The organism is Pseudolabrys sp. Root1462 (assembly GCF_001426945.1).
GTDB lineage: Bacteria > Pseudomonadota > Alphaproteobacteria > Rhizobiales > Xanthobacteraceae > Pseudolabrys.
Map to the genome: position 1 here is coordinate 346,548 of NZ_LMFS01000003.1, position 14,091 is coordinate 360,638.

Here is a 14,091-nt window from a genome sequence, read left to right on the forward strand (position 1 = left end):
AACGAGGAGGCCTGCTTGGGCGTTCCCTTGGGCTGATATCCGAGCGGGAAAACCGCCCAACGGAGGAGGCTCGAAGATGTGGATCAATCTCTTCACCGTCGCCCTCGCCATTGCCCTTGGTCTCGGTGCCACCGCCATCATCATGCAGAACGATCTGAGCACCCAGCAGGCCTCATCGAAGCGGCGCCGGCGGGTCTCGCGCGTCCGCGGCTAGCTTTCCACGCACAACTTGTTTTAAGGGAGCGGCATGGCCACGCCGCTCCTGTTTTCACGCCGCTTCGCGCCGCTATTCTGGTGCCAGTTCTTCGCGGCGTTCAATGACAACTTCCTGAAGACGTCGCTGGTCTTCCTCATCTTGTTCGGCGCCGACGTGACGGCTGGCGAGGCCGAGGTGCTGATCACGGTCGCCAGCGCGATCTTCATCGCGCCCTATTTCTTCCTGTCCGGGCTCGGCGGCGAACTCGCCGACCGCTACGACAAGGCGCGCGTCGCGCAATGGCTGAAATTCGTCGAGATCTTCGTCGCGCTGCTCGCGCTCTACGGCTACATGCACAAGTCGATTCCGGTCATGTTCGTCGCGCTCGGCCTGTTCGGCGTCATCGCCTCGCTGTTCGGGCCGATGAAATACGGCATCCTTCCGGATCACTTGCCGGCAGAAAAATTACCGACTGCCAATGCGCTGGTCGAAGGCGCGACCTTCATCGCCATTCTGACCGGCACGATTATGGGCGGCATTGCCGCGCATCAGGGCGGCGTGCGCGCCTTCGGCCTGCTGGTGATCGGCTTTGCGCTGTCGTGCTGGCTGTCGGCGTTGCGCATTCCGCCGAGTGGCGAGGGCGCGCCGCATCTCAAGGTCAACGGCAATATCGCGCGCTCGACGGTCGCCATGCTCCGTCATCTGCGCGCCGATCCGCGGCTGTGGTGGGGCGCCATGGTGACAAGCTGGTTCTGGCTCGTCGGCATCGTGGTGCTGTCGCTGCTGCCGCCGCTGATCAAGACTTTGATCGGCGGCAACGAGGATACGGTTACCGTCTATCTGGCGCTGTTTTCGATCGCAGTCGGTGTCGGCTCGGCGCTGGCGGCGGCGATCGCGCGCGGCCGCATCGTGCTGCGCACGACCTTTGCCGGCGCGCTGCTGCTCGCCGCTTTCGCGCTCGATCTCGGGCTGTCGGCGTTCGGGGCGGGGCCGGCCGCGCCCGGGCAAACGCCGTCACAGGTGTTTGCGACAGGCTTCGGCGTGCGGGTGGCGATCGATCTTGCCGGCCTCGCTATTGCCGGCGGGCTGTTCATCGTGCCGGCCTTCGCCGCCGTCCAGGCTTGGTCGGACAGCGATTATCGCGCGCGCACGGTGGCGGCCGTGAACGTGCTCAACGCTGCCTTCATGACCGGCGGCACGGTGCTGGTCGCGCTGTTGCAGAAATTTGGTGCGACGCTGCCGATGCTGTTTGCCGGCATCGGCATCGCCACCTTCGTTGTCGCGTCCGCGATCTGGCGGACGATGCCCAAAACCTGACGACTGCCGTCTGACTACTTCTTCCGCATCGCCAGGACGCGGTCGACCATCTCGCCGGCGACGCCGAGATAATTGGCCGGATCGACCATCGCTTCCAGCTCCTTGCGGCTGGCGTGCTGCGAGATCTCCTTGTCCTCGGCGAGGAGATCGACCAACGGCCGACCCGTCTTCACGACTTCGCGGCAGATGTCATAGACGTGGTCGTGCGCGTAATTGCGGCCCATCTTGTCGCCGAGCTTCATCATCACCGCTTCGGACATGATCAAGCCCTTGGTGATCATGAGGTTGTCGGCCATCTTCTTCTCGTTGACCTGCAGGCCCTCGAGCACGAAGCGGGTCTGCGCCAGCGCGCCGGCCGACAGCATGAAGATCTCCGGCAGCACGATCCATTCGATTTCCCACGGGCCGGTGGCGCGCTCGTGGTCTTCCACCATCGCTTCCATCAGCGCCGCGGCATGCTGCTTTACGATCGCCGTCTGTGCGGTGATGTAGACCGACGAGATCGGGTTGCGCTTCTGCGGCATGGTCGAGGACGAGCCGCGGCCCTGGTGGAACGGCTCGTAGACTTCTTCGACTTCGGTCTGCATCAGCAGCTTCACGTCAAAGGCGACCTTGCCGCACGAGCCGGTGACGAGGCCGAGGAAGGCGCCGACTTCGGCAATGCAGTCGCGCACCGTGTGCCAGGATATCGCCGGCTGGCCGAGCTTCAGTTCCTTCATCAGTTCGACCTGGCACTTGAGGCCTTCCTTGCCGAGGGACGACAAGGTGCCGGCGGCGCCGCCGAATTCGCCGACCAGCACGCGTTCCTTCAACTGGGCGAGGCGCTCGCGATGGCGCTCGAAGCCGGCGAGGATGGTCGCCATCTTGTAGCCGAAGGTGATCGGCACGGCCTGCTGCAGGTTGGAGCGGCCGGCCATCGGCGTGTCGCGATATTTCTTCGCCAGTGCGGCGAGCGCGTCGCAGATCGCGTCGATCTCCTTGCCGACGATGTCGAGCGATTCGCGGATCTGCAGCACGGTGGCGGTGTCGGTGATGTCCTGTGTGGTCGCGCCCCAGTGCGACCACTCGCCGAGTTTGTCCTTGCACAGCTTCACGAGTTGCTGGACGACCGGCAGCACCGGGTAGCCGATGCGCTCGGTGGCCTCCTTCAGCTTCGCCATGTCGTATTCCTTGGCGTCGCAATGCCTGACGATCTCGTCGCAGGCTTCCTGCGGAATGATCTTCAGCTTCGCCTGGGCGACGGCCAGGGCCTTCTCGAAATCGAGGTATTTTTGTACCCGGTTCTCATCGGACCAGACCTGACGCATGGCAGGGGTGGTGAAAATGTCGCGGAAAACCGCTGAATCGAGATAGGTCGACGGCACTGCGATCTCTCCTTGGGGTCTTTTTGGGTCTTTTTCGGCCCGCGCCATAGCACGGGAATGATCGGTTTCGGAGGGCCCGGCTTAAAGAATCCATTAACCATAAAAGCCCTAGCTTGCCCGGCACTTCCCACGCGATGTCCGCAGGTCGGCCGATGCCCGTCGCCCCTACCAGAACTTTGATCATCGTGGGTGCAGGCCTGATGCTTGCGGCCTGCAACACCACCAACGACCGCGTTGCCGACGGCAGAGCGCCAGGCACGCAGGCGCTGGCCATGGTGCCGCCGCCGCCGGACGTGACCGGCTCGATTGGCAATCCTAAAAAAGAGGCGGAGCCGGCCGCCGAGACGAACGCGGAGATCGCACCCAAGGCCCCGGTCAAACTGCCCGGCGACGAAACCGAATCGGGCACTGCCGGCGGCGCCGCGGATGCGATGCGCCGCGGCCGCGACCAGTATCAGGCCAATCGTTTCCGCGATGCCGAGCGTCATTTCCGCCAAGCGACCGAGCTGGCACCGAAGAGTTCGGAAGCCTGGCTGGGCCTGGCCGCCTGCTATGACCGCCTGCGCGATTTCGCCAAGGCCGATCACGCTTACGCCAAGGCGCTCGCCATCGCCGGCCCGACCTCGGAAGTGCTCAACAACCAGGGCTACTCCTACATGCTGCGCGGCGACTTCAAGGCGGCGCGCGACAAGCTGCTGGCGGCGCAGCGCCAGGATCCGCGCAACAAGTTCGTCGAGAACAACCTGATCCTGCTTGAATCCAGCGAGCGCAAAGGCCGTTAGCGACGGCCGCCGGACCGCGTTCCCGCACGCGTCTATTCGCCGCGATCGGAACCTTTCGATTTTGTCATGAGCATTTGGGCAAATCCGACCTACATTGGGTTGGATTGCGGCGCATGAGGCGCCGCATTTTGCCCTTTGCAGGCAACGCCTGAGGGCCAGGGCCGAAATCGAGGACGTAAGACCGCGCCATGTTCGATGCCATCATGAAATTCATCGGCGAATTGGGTGAGGATGAGCCGCGCCGCGAAGCTTTTGCCGACAGCGATTATCGGCTCGCCGCCGCGGCGCTGCTCGTCCACACCGCCGCCATCGACGGCGAGATTTCCGATGTCGAGCGCGCGCGTCTGCACGACCTCATCATGCAGCGCTTCAAGCTCGACGATGAATCGGCCGACAAGCTCATCGCTCGCGCCGAGGAAGTCGATGAGCGGGCCGTCGATCTTTATCACTTCACCACGCGGCTCAACCGCGCGCTCGACGACACCCAACGCGCCCGCGTCGTCGAAATGATGTGGCAGGTGGTGTTTGCCGATGGCGCCGTCACCGAATTTGAGGACAACCTGATCTGGCGCGCCGCCGACCTGCTCAACGTGTCGCGCGAGGAACGCATTGCCTTGCGCACCCGGGTAGCCGGGCAGCAGGTCAGCGAAGGTTGATATTTTCGTCATTCCGGTCCGCGCGCCGCGGAATGGCATTTGCTATGATCCCGCGATGAAACCGATCACCCTGATCACTGGCGCATCGTCCGGCATCGGCGTCGAGCTGGCGCGCATCTTCGCGCGGCACGGCCATGCGCTGGCGTTGGTGGCACGGCGGGTCGATCGACTGAATGCGCTGGCCGACGAGATCGAAAGAAGCGGTCAGCCGCGGCCCATCGTCATCGCCGCCGATCTGACGCAGCCGGAGCCATCGCGCGCCATCGGCGAAGCGCTTGCGGCAGCGGGGGCCGAGCCGCAATACGTCGTCAACAACGCGGGCTTCGGCCTCGTTGGCAGCGCAGCCAAACTCGACCGCGTCGAACAGCTTCAGATCATCGACGTCAACCAGCGTGCACTCACCGATCTGTCGCTTGCTTTCGTGCCGAGCCTGGAGCGCCATCGCGGCGGCATTCTCAATGTCGGTTCGGTAGCGGGCTTCCTGCCGGGGCCGGGCAGCGCGGTGTATTACGCCAGCAAGGCCTTTGTGCTGTCGTTCTCCGAGGCGCTGTCCAGTGAACTCAGGCCGCGCGGCATTCGCGTGACCGTTCTGTGCCCAGGGCCGGTTCCGACCGAATTCGCCGAGCGCGCCGGCGTCAAATCCAAGATCGCACCCGGTCCCTTGGTCCACACAGCGCAGATGGTGGCCGAGGCCGGGTACCGCGGGCTGATGGCGGGGACCCCCGTGGTGGTCCCAGGGATCGGCAACAGGCTGGTGACGCTACTGGTGCGCGTCCTGCCGCGGCGCATGGTGCTGCGCCTGGTCGGGCGACGGCAGGGAAAGCGGCAATCGGCCGCCGAGCAGCGGCAAGCCTGATGCCTGCGGCGCCGGCCGCTGTGGCCTTCGGAGTGGTTTTTGAAGGGGGTGGTGGAGCCAGGCGGGATCGAACCGCCGACCTCGTCATTGCGAACGACGCGCTCTCCCAGCTGAGCTATGGCCCCTTCCCAAAGGCGGAGAACGGAAACCCGTTACCCCCGCGCTTTTTTGCTGAGTGGGCGCCATTTAGGACCGGGCGTCCGGCCTGTCAAGGACGGCCCCCGGCGGGCCACGTCGCGGCGTCCTGCGGCTGCCTCTTTCCTCAAGGTCGCCGAGCGGCTATTCGTCGGTTTGCGTTCCGGATGGCGAAGCCGCCTGCACTTCGCCCGGACACGCGCGAGGTGACGGAGCACGCGATGAACCCCTTTCTCTGGCTCATAGACACGGTCATCAGCCTCTATATTTGGATCCTGGTGGCCTCGGCCGTTCTGTCCTGGCTCGTCGTTTTCAACGTGGTCAACACGCGCAACCCGATCGTCCATTCGATCGGCAACTTCCTCTATGCGGTGACCGAACCGGTGCTGCGGCCGATCCGCAACATCATGCCCAATCTCGGCGGCATCGATGTCTCGCCGGTCATTCTGATTATCGGGCTGCTGTTCCTCCGGCAGTTGGTGTTCTGGCTCTATCTTCAGATCGTCATGTAAGGCATGAACCCGCGCCCGTGGCTGGCGGTGGCGGGTGGCGTCATGCTCGAGGTGCGTCTGACGCCGAAGGGCGGCCGAGACGCCATCGACGGAGTCGAAACGCTCAGCGATGGCCGCAGCGTGCTCAAAGTGCGGGTGCGCGCGGCGCCGCGCGAAGGCGAAGCCAACGAGGCGTTGTGCCGTTTGATCGCCAAATCCCTGAGCGTCGCGCTGCGCGATGTGGCGTTGACCGGTGGCGCGACGTCGCGGGTCAAGCGGCTGACGATTTCGGGCGACGCGCCACGCCTGATCGCCGCGCTGGAGAAACTGGGCGCATCACGATAATGCTGCAGGCCAAGGGGGCTTCATGACCGCAGCCATCATCGACGGAAAAGCAATCGCGGCCACGCTGCGCGGCAAGGTCGCCGGCGAGGTGGCGCGGCTCAAGCGCGACCATGGCGTGACGCCGGGGCTGGCGGTGGTGCTGGTCGGCAACGACCCGGCGAGCGAAGTCTATGTCCGTTCGAAGTCGAAAGCGGTCGTCGAAGCCGGCATGGCGCCGTGCGATTTCAAGCTGCCGGCGACGGCGAGCGAGCAGGAAGTGCTGGCGCTGGTCGCCAGACTCAACGCCGACCCGGCGGTGAGCGGCATTCTCGTGCAACTGCCGCTGCCGCCACAGATCGATTCGCAGAAGGTGATCGCGGCGATCGATCCGATGAAGGATGTCGACGGCTTTCACCCCGTCAATGTCGGGCGGCTGTCGATCGGCCTGCCGGCGCTGGCACCCTGCACGCCGACGGGCTGCGTCATGCTGGCCAAGTCGGCGCGATCATCGCTCGCCGGCCTCGAGGCGGTGGTGATCGGCCGCTCCAACATCGTCGGCAAGCCGGTGGCGCAGCTTCTGCTCGCGGAGAATGCGACAGTGACCATCGCCCATTCGAAGACCCGGGATCTGCCGGACCTGTGCCGCCGCGCCGATATCCTCATCGCCGCCATCGGCAAGCCGGAGCTGGTGCGCGGCGACTGGCTGAAGCCGGGCGCCACCGTCATCGATGTCGGTATCAATCGCGTGGCGGGAGAGGGCGGCAAATCGAAGATCGTCGGCGACGTGGCCTTTGACGAGGCCAGGAACGTGGCTGGCGCGATCACCCCGGTGCCGGGCGGCGTGGGGCCGATGACCATCGCCTGTCTGTTGTTGAACACCGTGCGCGCCGCGTGTGCGCTGAACAAGTTGCAGGCGCCCAGCGTCTGATCCTGATGGTGAGGAGGCGCGGAACGCGTCGTCTCGAACCATGAGGCCAAAGGCGGCCTTCATCCTTCGAGACGCCCGCTGCGCGGGCCTCAGGATGAGGGTCGATGCCCTTCTATTTAAGAACTCAGCCCTGCGGCCAGGCGTAGGCGACCTTGTCGAGCGTCTTCGGCCCGAACTTCTCCGACGAGCGCGCCACGGCGCGCCCGCCCAGCGCCCGGTAGAATTCCATCGCCGGCTCGTTATCCGACAGCGCCCAGACCACCAGACTCTTCAGCCCGCTCTGCACCAGATCCTTGCGTGCCGCCGTGAACAGGCGGCGGCCGAAGCCCAAGCCCTGGAACTCGGGGCGCAGATATAGTTCGTAGACTTCGCCTTCATAGAACAGGCTGCGGGCGCGGTTGCGCCCGTAATTGGCGTAGCCCGCGATCCGGTCGCCGAACTGCAGAACGGTGATGCGGCTGCCTTTGCGGATCGCCGAGTCCCACCAGTCCGGCCCGCGGCGGTTGATCAGCTTGTCGAGCTCGGCGCCGGGAATGATGCCCTGGTAGGACGTCCGCCATGCCTCGTCATGCGTCGAGGCAACCTCCTCGGCATCGGCGGACTTGGCGCGGCGAATCTCGATGAGTGTCGTGCTCATTGGCGAATACAAGCAATGAACCCTGCGGCCTTCAAGCCCTATGATTAACGTCCGGTTAACGGTGTGGATTACCGGTCACAGGTGGCTCATTGCGGTACAGGAGTCCGCAATCGGTCGCGGCGGGCGCCGGGAAGAGGCGGCGGCGAGCGCCGGAAAGGCGCCCGCGGTTTTGCCGGTCAGACGACCTCGGCTTCCTTCTTGCGGTCTTCCCGCTTGCGGTCGTTTTCGTCGAGCAGCTTCTTGCGCAGGCGAATCGAAGACGGCGTCACCTCCACCAGTTCGTCGTCCTGGATATAGGCCAGCGCCTTTTCCAGCGTCATGCGAATCGGCGGCGTCAGGCGGACGGCTTCGTCCTTCTGCGTGGTGCGGATGTTGGTGAGCTGCTTGCCCTTGAGCACGTTGACGACCAGATCGTTCTCGCGCGTGTGCTCGCCGACGATCATGCCGGTGTAAACCTTCCAGCCCGGCTCGATCATCATCGGGCCGCGGTCTTCGAGGTTCCACAGCGCGTAGGCGACGGCTTCGCCCTTTTCGTTCGAGATCAGCACGCCGTTGCGGCGGCCCTGGATCGCGCCCTTGTACGCGGCATAGCCGTGGAACAGGCGGTTCATGATCGCGGTGCCGCGCGTATCGGTTAGCAGTTCGCCCTGATAGCCGATCAGGCCGCGGGTCGGCGCGTAGAACACGATGCGGGTGCGGCCGCCGCCCGACGGGCGCATCTCGATGAGGTCGGCCTTGCGCTCGGACATCTTCTGAACGACGACGCCGGAGTGCTCTTCATCGACGTCGATGACGACTTCCTCGATCGGCTCTTCGATGTCGCCGGCGTCGTTTTTGCGCAGCAGCACCTTCGGGCGCGACACCGACAATTCGAAGCCTTCGCGGCGCATCGTTTCGATCAGAATGCCGAGCTGCAATTCGCCGCGGCCGGACACTTCCATGGCGTCCTTGTCGTCCGATTCACGCACGCGCAATGCCACGTTGCCTTCGGCTTCGCGCAGCAGGCGGTCGCGGATCATGCGGCCGGTGACCTTGGAGCCTTCGGTGCCGGCGAGCGGACTGTCGTTGACGCGGAACGTCATCGACAGGGTCGGCGGGTCGATCGGCTGCGCCGGGATCGCCTGTTCAACCGAAGGGTCGCAGATTGTGTGCGCGACGGTGGCGTTCGGGAGACCGGCCAGCGCGACGATGTCGCCGGCCTCGGCTTCGTCGATCGGCACGCGCTCGAGACCGCGGAAGGCCAGCACCTTGGTGATGCGGCCGCTCTCGACCAATTTGCCTTCGCGATCGAGCACCTTCACCATCTGGTTCGGCTTGACGCTGCCTGAGGTGATGCGGCCGGTGATGATGCGGCCGAGATAGGGGTTGGCTTCGATGATGGTGCCGAGCATCCGGAACGGTCCGGTATCGACGGCCGGCGCCTTGACGTGCTTGAGCACGAGATCGAACAGCGGCGTCATGCCGTCGTCATGCGAGCCGTCGAGCGAGGTCGCCATCCAGCCCTGCTTGGCGGAGCCGAACAGGATCGGGAAGTCGAGCTGCTCATCGGTCGCATCGAGCGCGGCGAACAGATCGAACACTTCGTTGAGCACTTCGTTGGCGCGCGCGTCGGGGCGGTCCACCTTGTTGATGACGACGATGGGCTTGAGGCCCATCTTGAGCGCCTTGGAGACGACGAACTTGGTCTGCGGCAGCGGGCCTTCGGCGGCATCGACGAGAACCAGCGCGCCATCGACCATGTTGAGGATGCGTTCGACTTCGCCGCCGAAGTCGGCGTGGCCCGGCGTGTCGACGATATTGACGCGGGTGCCTTTCCATTCGACCGAAGCGGCCTTGGCCAGAATGGTGATGCCGCGCTCGCGCTCGAGATCGTTGCTGTCCATGGCGCGCTCGACCTGGCGCTCATTGGCCCGGTACACGCCCGACTGCTGCAGGAGCTTGTCCACCAGGGTCGTTTTGCCATGGTCGACGTGCGCGATGATCGCGATATTCCGGAGATCCATAAGATTTGCCTTTTGCGCGGGGCCTAGAGCCGGAGCCGGTTCCTGTCTCGGGGGCGGGCGCGCTGTTCCAAAAACCAAAGCGCGGGCCGCTATTCTCGGGGGCCCGCGACGCATCACTATTGCGGCGCAATATAGTGAGGAAATGGCCGGAAGCAACCGCTCCGACGCCTATTCGCGGGCCTTTCGACGCACAACCTTAAAGGTAAAGGGCCGCTCGCAGATGCCCACCGCCGTCATTTCAGGGCATCGCCAGGCTCTTTATTCGGCGGCGTGCCGTGTTCAGGCTGGCTGGCGGGGGCCGCCGGCTGGACCAGACGCCCGTCGGGAGCGACGGAGGGCTTTTGCGCGCTCGGGAGCGCAGGGGCCTGCAGCGTGCCCGGCGTCACCGGGGTGACAAGGCCGCGAGGCGCGTCGGGCAGCGGCTCGGGGTCTTCGACCCGGGTGATATGGCTGGGAATTGCCCGCTCTGCATACGGCGCAGCCAGCAGCAAGGCGACGGCCAGCAAGGCCGCCGCGCTGTGCTGCAAGTGGCAAGCTGCCACGCTGCGCTCGCCCGAACGTTGTTTCACTTCGGCGTCTCGACTCCCTTCTGCAGACCCGGCCGCTGCAACTGCGGCCGCAGCGCCGGCGCGTGTTGCACGCCGCCCGGGGCCTGTTGCGCGCCCGGCGTCTGCGTCGCCGGTGCCTGAGTGGCCGGAGTCCGCGTTGCCGCCGGCAGTGCCCGTCCGGCAGCCAGCGCGTCGAACAGCGGCTTCAACGCCGGATTTTCCAGCACGGGGTTCATATTCGCGGCCTTGAGCATGCCCTCGTCGAGTTTGACGCCGCAGACGGCGCATTTGTCCATGTCCAGCAGATCGCCGATGCGATCGAGCCAGCCCTCGGGCTCGTAATGTGGCGCCTTCACGGTGCCGGGCCCGCATTTACCGTCGCCGCCGATGACGACCGGCGGGCCGGCCTTGCTCCAGGCGTCGTCGAGCGCAGCGGAAAGGCCGGCGGCCGCGACCTCGACATAGCGATGCGGGTCCTTCTGGAAACCGGCCATCCGCTCCGCCGCCTTGCCCTTGAAGGTGAGTTCGATGATGTCGGCACCCGGCAGTCCGGAGATTTCAAAGCTGCACTCGTAGTAGCCGGTCGCGGTGCGTCGCGTTGAGCCGCGCTGCCGCAACTGCGACTGCAATACGTTGCCGTGCTTCACCTCGGTCATGTTGCCGATGAGCTTGAAGCTTCCGGTTGGCTTCCAGTTCGGCAGCGGATTGGCGCCGACCTTGAGGATCTTCGGATCGGCGCCGAGATAGCCGGCGAGTTTGATGTCGGATGCCGACATGATGTCGCTGCACGGTTTGCCGACCTTGCCGGGCAGGTCCACATTGCCCGGGACCGTTTGCAGGCCCAACGGAATGGTGCCCATGGTCCACTCGCCATAGACGCAGGCTTCCTTCGGCATGCGCAGCTTGCCGGCCAGCGTGCCGCCCGCGGGATTGGCGGCAAAGCGCGGCGTGACGATCACATGGACGTCGCCGCTCGAGGTTCGGGTCTGGACGTCGAGCGTCAGGCCGAACGCGGTCGACAGCTCCTGCAGCGACTTGTTGACACCCGGCAGTTTCGTGTCGAGCAGCTTGCTCTTCACCGCGTTGGCTTGCGTCACTTTGGCGTCGACATAATTGCTCGCGAGCCAGGTGGCGCGGATGTTGGCGACCTGCAGGACATTGTTCAGCACTTTGTTGGCTTCGTCCTGCACCTTGCGCTCGGCGATCTTGACGGCCTCTTCGGAGATGAGTTTGCCGACGATGAGGCCGCTCAGCGGGTCGCCGATGCCGGCGGCGAGCGGCGATGCGCCGATCAGGCCGCCGAGCGCGGTGCCGACGCCGACGGCGATGCCCTTGGGATCGGAGAGGTCGATGTTTTTGTCGTCAAGCGTCAGCTTCACGCAAGCCGTCTCCTGCAGCTTGGTCGATTCGCAATAGCTGCTGATCGACTTGACCTCCGGCCAGAGCGCGAGCTTGGAGGTCGCCTCCATGCCGATGACGAGGTCGATCGGAACATTGGCCGTGCCTTCGACGTGTCCGGTGGCCGGGTCGGCCCACAGCCGCGCGCTGACGACGGTGTGCAGCTTGAACTGCGTCTTCAGATAAACATCGACGCCGTTGTCCTGCGCGTTGCCGAACGAGGTCACCACCGGCTGGTTCTTCAGCGTGAAGGAGAGATCGTTGCTGACGTTGACGTGCCAGTGCACGTCGGGGCAGGCGCCTTCGCAGACGACCGCGCCGCCGAGATCGATATTGGCTTTCTTGATCTCGTTGCGGATCTGCTGTTCGACCGTGTTGTAGGAAATGTCGTAGGAGTGCGCATAGGCCGGCTTGTCCGAACCTTGCGTTTCGACCGTTTGCAGTGACGCTGGCGGCTGCGGCGCCAGCACATACAAGCGAACGTCGCCGGCTTGCGCAGCCGGCATCGCGAGCATCGTCATGGCGGCGATCGCGGCCTTGACGGTGAACATGTTGCGGTTTGGCGAAAACTGTCTGGACTGCGTGTTGATCATGGTCGCACCCCTGATGGTTGGTGCGACGCTAGTTTTGCGTCGAAATCCGCGTGTTGAGACAGATCAACCGCCGGTATCGGCGTCTCGGTTCGACCGCCCGGAGCGGTGCAATCGATACCGGATCAGCCTTACAGGGCCCGCCCGCCGTCGCGCAGACGTGTCGACGGAAAGCGGGCTGGAGTGAGTGCGGTTAGCCGAACGCCGGGTCCAGCGTTTTCGTCCACAGCGCCTTGTCGTCGAGATCCTTCAGCGTAACGGTCATCTGCTGGGTCGCCCCATCGATGCCGACATGACCGAAGAACTGGTAGCCATCGCTGGGCGGCAGGTTCTGTCCCTGCTCCTTGCTCGGCGCCTTGATGTAGACGAGCTCGGGACCGAAGGTCTTGTCGAGGTCGTTGGGGCCGAAGGTGCCGGCGTGCAGCGGGCCGGAGACGAACTCCCAGAACGGTTCGAAGTCCTGGAACGCCGCCTTGTTCGGGTCGTAGTAGTGGGCGGCGGTGTAGTGCACGTCGGCGGTCAGCCAGACCGTGTTCTTCACGCCGGCATGTTTGATGAACGAGAGGAGGTCCGCGACCTCGAGCTCGCGGCCCTTCGGCGCGCCATTGTCGCCCTGCGCTGCCGCCTCGACGCCCCAGTTCTTCACGCCGTCATAGACAACCTTGAGGCTGATCGGCATGTCGGCGGCGATCACTTTCCACGTCGCCTTGGAGTTCAGCAGTTCGCGCTTGAGCCAGGCCATCTGGGTTGGTCCGAGGAAGTAGGCGGCGGGACCATATTTGTCCTCCATGCTTTCGGCGTTCGGCCCGCGATAGCTGCGCATGTCGAGCATGAACACGTCGAGCATCGGCCCGTAGGCGATCTTGCGGTAGACCCGCCCGGCCTCGGCGATCGTCTCGCGCATGGGCATGTATTCGTGGAAGGCGCGGGCCGCGCGCGCGGCGATGATGAGGTCGTTCTTCTCGACGTATTTCTTGGCGACCAGCTCGGCGCGCGTCATCGGCTCACCCGGCCACCAGTTGTTGAACACTTCGTGGTCGTCCCACTGCGTGAACACCGGCACTTCGGCGTAGAGCGCGCGGAAATTCTTGTCGAGCAGATTGTATTTGTAGGCGCCGCGGAATTCGGCGAGCGTCTCCGCCGGCTTCGACTTGTCCTCGGTGACGATGTTCTTCCACGTCGTGCCGTCCTTGAGCTTCACTTCCGACGGGATCGGGCCGTCGGCGTAGATGTTGTCGCCGTTGTGGATGAAGAAGTCGGGGCGGTTCTTGCGCATGGTTTCGTAGGTGCGCATGCCGCCGCGGGCCTCGTCGATGCCCCAGCCCTGGCCGGCGGTGTCGCCCGACCACACGAAGCTGATCGAGCGCCGATCCGACGGGGCGGTGCGGAAGCGGCCGGTCACTGGCTCGCCGACGATGGCCGGCGACGAAAGGTCCTGGAAACGTACGCGGTAGAAGATGTCCTGCGCCGCCGGTAGGTCTTCCAGCAGCAGCTTGGCCGTGAAGTCGCTCTCCGGCAGCGCGTCGACATAGGCGACCTGCCGTCCATTCTTGAAGCTGTCGGTGGTCGACCATTCGACCAGCATGCGCGACGGCCGGTCGGCGCGCGCCCAGACCATGCCGCTATCGGTCGTCACGTCGCCGGATTGCACGCCGTGACTGACGAGCGGGCGATCGTTGGCGCGGCTGACGAAGGGCGCCGCGACGCCGCCGAGACCGGTGAACGCCGCAGCCGCGGCGGTGGTGGTGAGAAAACGCCGGCGCGTCGTGATGATACTGTTGCTCATGTCCGCCTCCAGTTTCGAATTGGAGGCGGGACAATGAGCAGTTCCGCTGACGCCCTGCCGACGGCGCGATGACGGCCGCG

General features: G+C 64.9%; 14 protein-coding genes and 1 tRNA gene. 8 read left to right on the plus strand and 7 right to left on the minus strand.

The genetic code is table 11. From position 1 onward, the window contains the following. The first annotated feature begins 76 nt into the window (after nucleotides 1-76). The gene (locus ASD45_RS23610) at nucleotides 77-214 is read left to right on the plus strand and encodes a hypothetical protein (protein ID WP_156380972.1); all 138 of its coding nucleotides are present in this window, start codon (nucleotides 77-79) and stop codon (nucleotides 212-214) included. A 33-nt stretch (nucleotides 215-247) separates the two neighbouring features. Further along, nucleotides 248-1,513 (plus strand): MFS transporter, encoded by a 1,266-nt coding sequence (locus tag ASD45_RS18370; protein WP_056913125.1) that lies wholly within the window; start codon nucleotides 248-250, stop codon nucleotides 1,511-1,513. 14 nt (nucleotides 1,514-1,527) lie between these two features. On the opposite strand, the gene pcaB is transcribed toward ASD45_RS18370, so the two are convergent. Then, nucleotides 1,528-2,877: a 3-carboxy-cis,cis-muconate cycloisomerase gene (gene pcaB, locus ASD45_RS18375; RefSeq protein WP_056913126.1), complete on the minus strand. Its 1,350-nt coding sequence runs from the start codon at nucleotides 2,875-2,877 to the stop codon at nucleotides 1,528-1,530. 152 nt (nucleotides 2,878-3,029) lie between these two features. Here pcaB and ASD45_RS23160 point away from each other — a divergent pair, with 152 nt between their 5' ends. The 3 genes from ASD45_RS23160 (at nucleotide 3,030) to ASD45_RS18390 (ending at nucleotide 5,171) form a co-directional block, all read left to right on the plus strand. Continuing rightward, a complete protein-coding gene (locus tag ASD45_RS23160; protein WP_162249462.1) occupies nucleotides 3,030-3,659 on the plus strand; it encodes a tetratricopeptide repeat protein in 630 nt (209 codons plus the stop codon). A 188-nt stretch (nucleotides 3,660-3,847) separates the two neighbouring features. Then, nucleotides 3,848-4,315 carry a TerB family tellurite resistance protein gene (locus tag ASD45_RS18385; protein WP_056913127.1) on the plus strand — a complete coding sequence of 156 codons (468 nt, stop codon included), beginning with the start codon at nucleotides 3,848-3,850 and terminating at the stop codon, nucleotides 4,313-4,315. A gap of 55 nt (nucleotides 4,316-4,370) precedes the next feature. Then, nucleotides 4,371-5,171, plus strand: coding sequence for an SDR family oxidoreductase (locus ASD45_RS18390; RefSeq protein WP_056913128.1), 801 nt, complete (start codon nucleotides 4,371-4,373; stop codon nucleotides 5,169-5,171). A gap of 49 nt (nucleotides 5,172-5,220) precedes the next feature. Here ASD45_RS18390 and ASD45_RS18395 read toward each other — a convergent pair. Beyond that, a tRNA-Ala gene (locus ASD45_RS18395) sits at nucleotides 5,221-5,296 on the minus strand. Between the two features lie 231 nt (nucleotides 5,297-5,527). Between ASD45_RS18395 and ASD45_RS18400 the strand changes: the two genes are divergently transcribed. The 3 genes from ASD45_RS18400 to folD are packed head-to-tail and all read left to right on the plus strand — an operon-like array spanning nucleotide 5,528 to nucleotide 7,049. Continuing rightward, nucleotides 5,528-5,818, plus strand: a complete 291-nt coding sequence (locus ASD45_RS18400; protein WP_056913600.1) for a YggT family protein — start codon at nucleotides 5,528-5,530, stop codon at nucleotides 5,816-5,818. A gap of 3 nt (nucleotides 5,819-5,821) precedes the next feature. Then, nucleotides 5,822-6,142, plus strand: a complete 321-nt coding sequence (locus tag ASD45_RS18405; protein WP_056913129.1) for a DUF167 family protein — start codon at nucleotides 5,822-5,824, stop codon at nucleotides 6,140-6,142. A gap of 22 nt (nucleotides 6,143-6,164) precedes the next feature. Further along, complete coding sequence (gene folD, locus ASD45_RS18410; RefSeq protein ID WP_056913130.1) at nucleotides 6,165-7,049, plus strand: bifunctional methylenetetrahydrofolate dehydrogenase/methenyltetrahydrofolate cyclohydrolase FolD; 885 nt, start codon at nucleotides 6,165-6,167, stop codon at nucleotides 7,047-7,049. Nucleotides 7,050-7,173: 124 nt separating this feature from the next. Here the strand turns inward: folD and ASD45_RS18415 are convergent, their stop codons facing one another. The 5 genes from ASD45_RS18415 to ASD45_RS18435 all read right to left on the minus strand — a co-directional run bounded on the left by ASD45_RS18415 (nucleotide 7,174) and on the right by ASD45_RS18435 (nucleotide 14,011). Next, nucleotides 7,174-7,686: a GNAT family N-acetyltransferase gene (locus tag ASD45_RS18415; protein ID WP_056913131.1), complete on the minus strand. Its 513-nt coding sequence runs from the start codon at nucleotides 7,684-7,686 to the stop codon at nucleotides 7,174-7,176. 176 nt (nucleotides 7,687-7,862) lie between these two features. Next, a complete protein-coding gene (gene typA / locus ASD45_RS18420) occupies nucleotides 7,863-9,689 on the minus strand; it encodes a translational GTPase TypA (RefSeq protein WP_056913132.1) in 1,827 nt (608 codons plus the stop codon). Between the two features lie 233 nt (nucleotides 9,690-9,922). Then, entirely contained in the window at nucleotides 9,923-10,258 is a 336-nt protein-coding gene (locus tag ASD45_RS18425; RefSeq protein WP_156380973.1) for a hypothetical protein, read from the minus strand. Further along, a complete protein-coding gene (locus ASD45_RS18430) occupies nucleotides 10,255-12,228 on the minus strand; it encodes a hypothetical protein (RefSeq protein WP_056913134.1) in 1,974 nt (657 codons plus the stop codon). Before ASD45_RS18430 ends, ASD45_RS18425 begins: the two co-directional genes overlap by 4 nt. Before the next feature lie 190 nt (nucleotides 12,229-12,418). After that, the gene (locus ASD45_RS18435) at nucleotides 12,419-14,011 is read right to left on the minus strand and encodes an alkaline phosphatase D family protein (protein WP_056913135.1); all 1,593 of its coding nucleotides are present in this window, start codon (nucleotides 14,009-14,011) and stop codon (nucleotides 12,419-12,421) included. Nucleotides 14,012-14,091 lie beyond the last annotated feature (80 nt).

What these genes read in the sequence shown, in the direction of transcription:
- ASD45_RS23610 (WP_156380972.1), top strand. Translation starts at nt 77, where the DNA reads ATGTGGATCAATCTCTTCACCGTCGCCCTCGCCATTGCCCTTGGTCTC.
- ASD45_RS18370 (WP_056913125.1), top strand. Translation starts at nt 248, where the DNA reads ATGGCCACGCCGCTCCTGTTTTCACGCCGCTTCGCGCCGCTATTCTGG.
- ASD45_RS23160 (WP_162249462.1), top strand. Translation starts at nt 3,030, where the DNA reads ATGCCCGTCGCCCCTACCAGAACTTTGATCATCGTGGGTGCAGGCCTG.
- ASD45_RS18385 (WP_056913127.1), top strand. Translation starts at nt 3,848, where the DNA reads ATGTTCGATGCCATCATGAAATTCATCGGCGAATTGGGTGAGGATGAG.
- ASD45_RS18390 (WP_056913128.1), top strand. Translation starts at nt 4,371, where the DNA reads ATGAAACCGATCACCCTGATCACTGGCGCATCGTCCGGCATCGGCGTC.
- ASD45_RS18400 (WP_056913600.1), top strand. Translation starts at nt 5,528, where the DNA reads ATGAACCCCTTTCTCTGGCTCATAGACACGGTCATCAGCCTCTATATT.
- ASD45_RS18405 (WP_056913129.1), top strand. Translation starts at nt 5,822, where the DNA reads ATGAACCCGCGCCCGTGGCTGGCGGTGGCGGGTGGCGTCATGCTCGAG.
- folD (WP_056913130.1), top strand. Translation starts at nt 6,165, where the DNA reads ATGACCGCAGCCATCATCGACGGAAAAGCAATCGCGGCCACGCTGCGC.
- ASD45_RS18415 (WP_056913131.1), bottom strand. Translation starts at nt 7,686, where the DNA reads ATGAGCACGACACTCATCGAGATTCGCCGCGCCAAGTCCGCCGATGCC.
- typA (WP_056913132.1), bottom strand. Translation starts at nt 9,689, where the DNA reads ATGGATCTCCGGAATATCGCGATCATCGCGCACGTCGACCATGGCAAA.
- ASD45_RS18430 (WP_056913134.1), bottom strand. Translation starts at nt 12,228, where the DNA reads ATGATCAACACGCAGTCCAGACAGTTTTCGCCAAACCGCAACATGTTC.
- ASD45_RS18435 (WP_056913135.1), bottom strand. Translation starts at nt 14,011, where the DNA reads ATGAGCAACAGTATCATCACGACGCGCCGGCGTTTTCTCACCACCACC.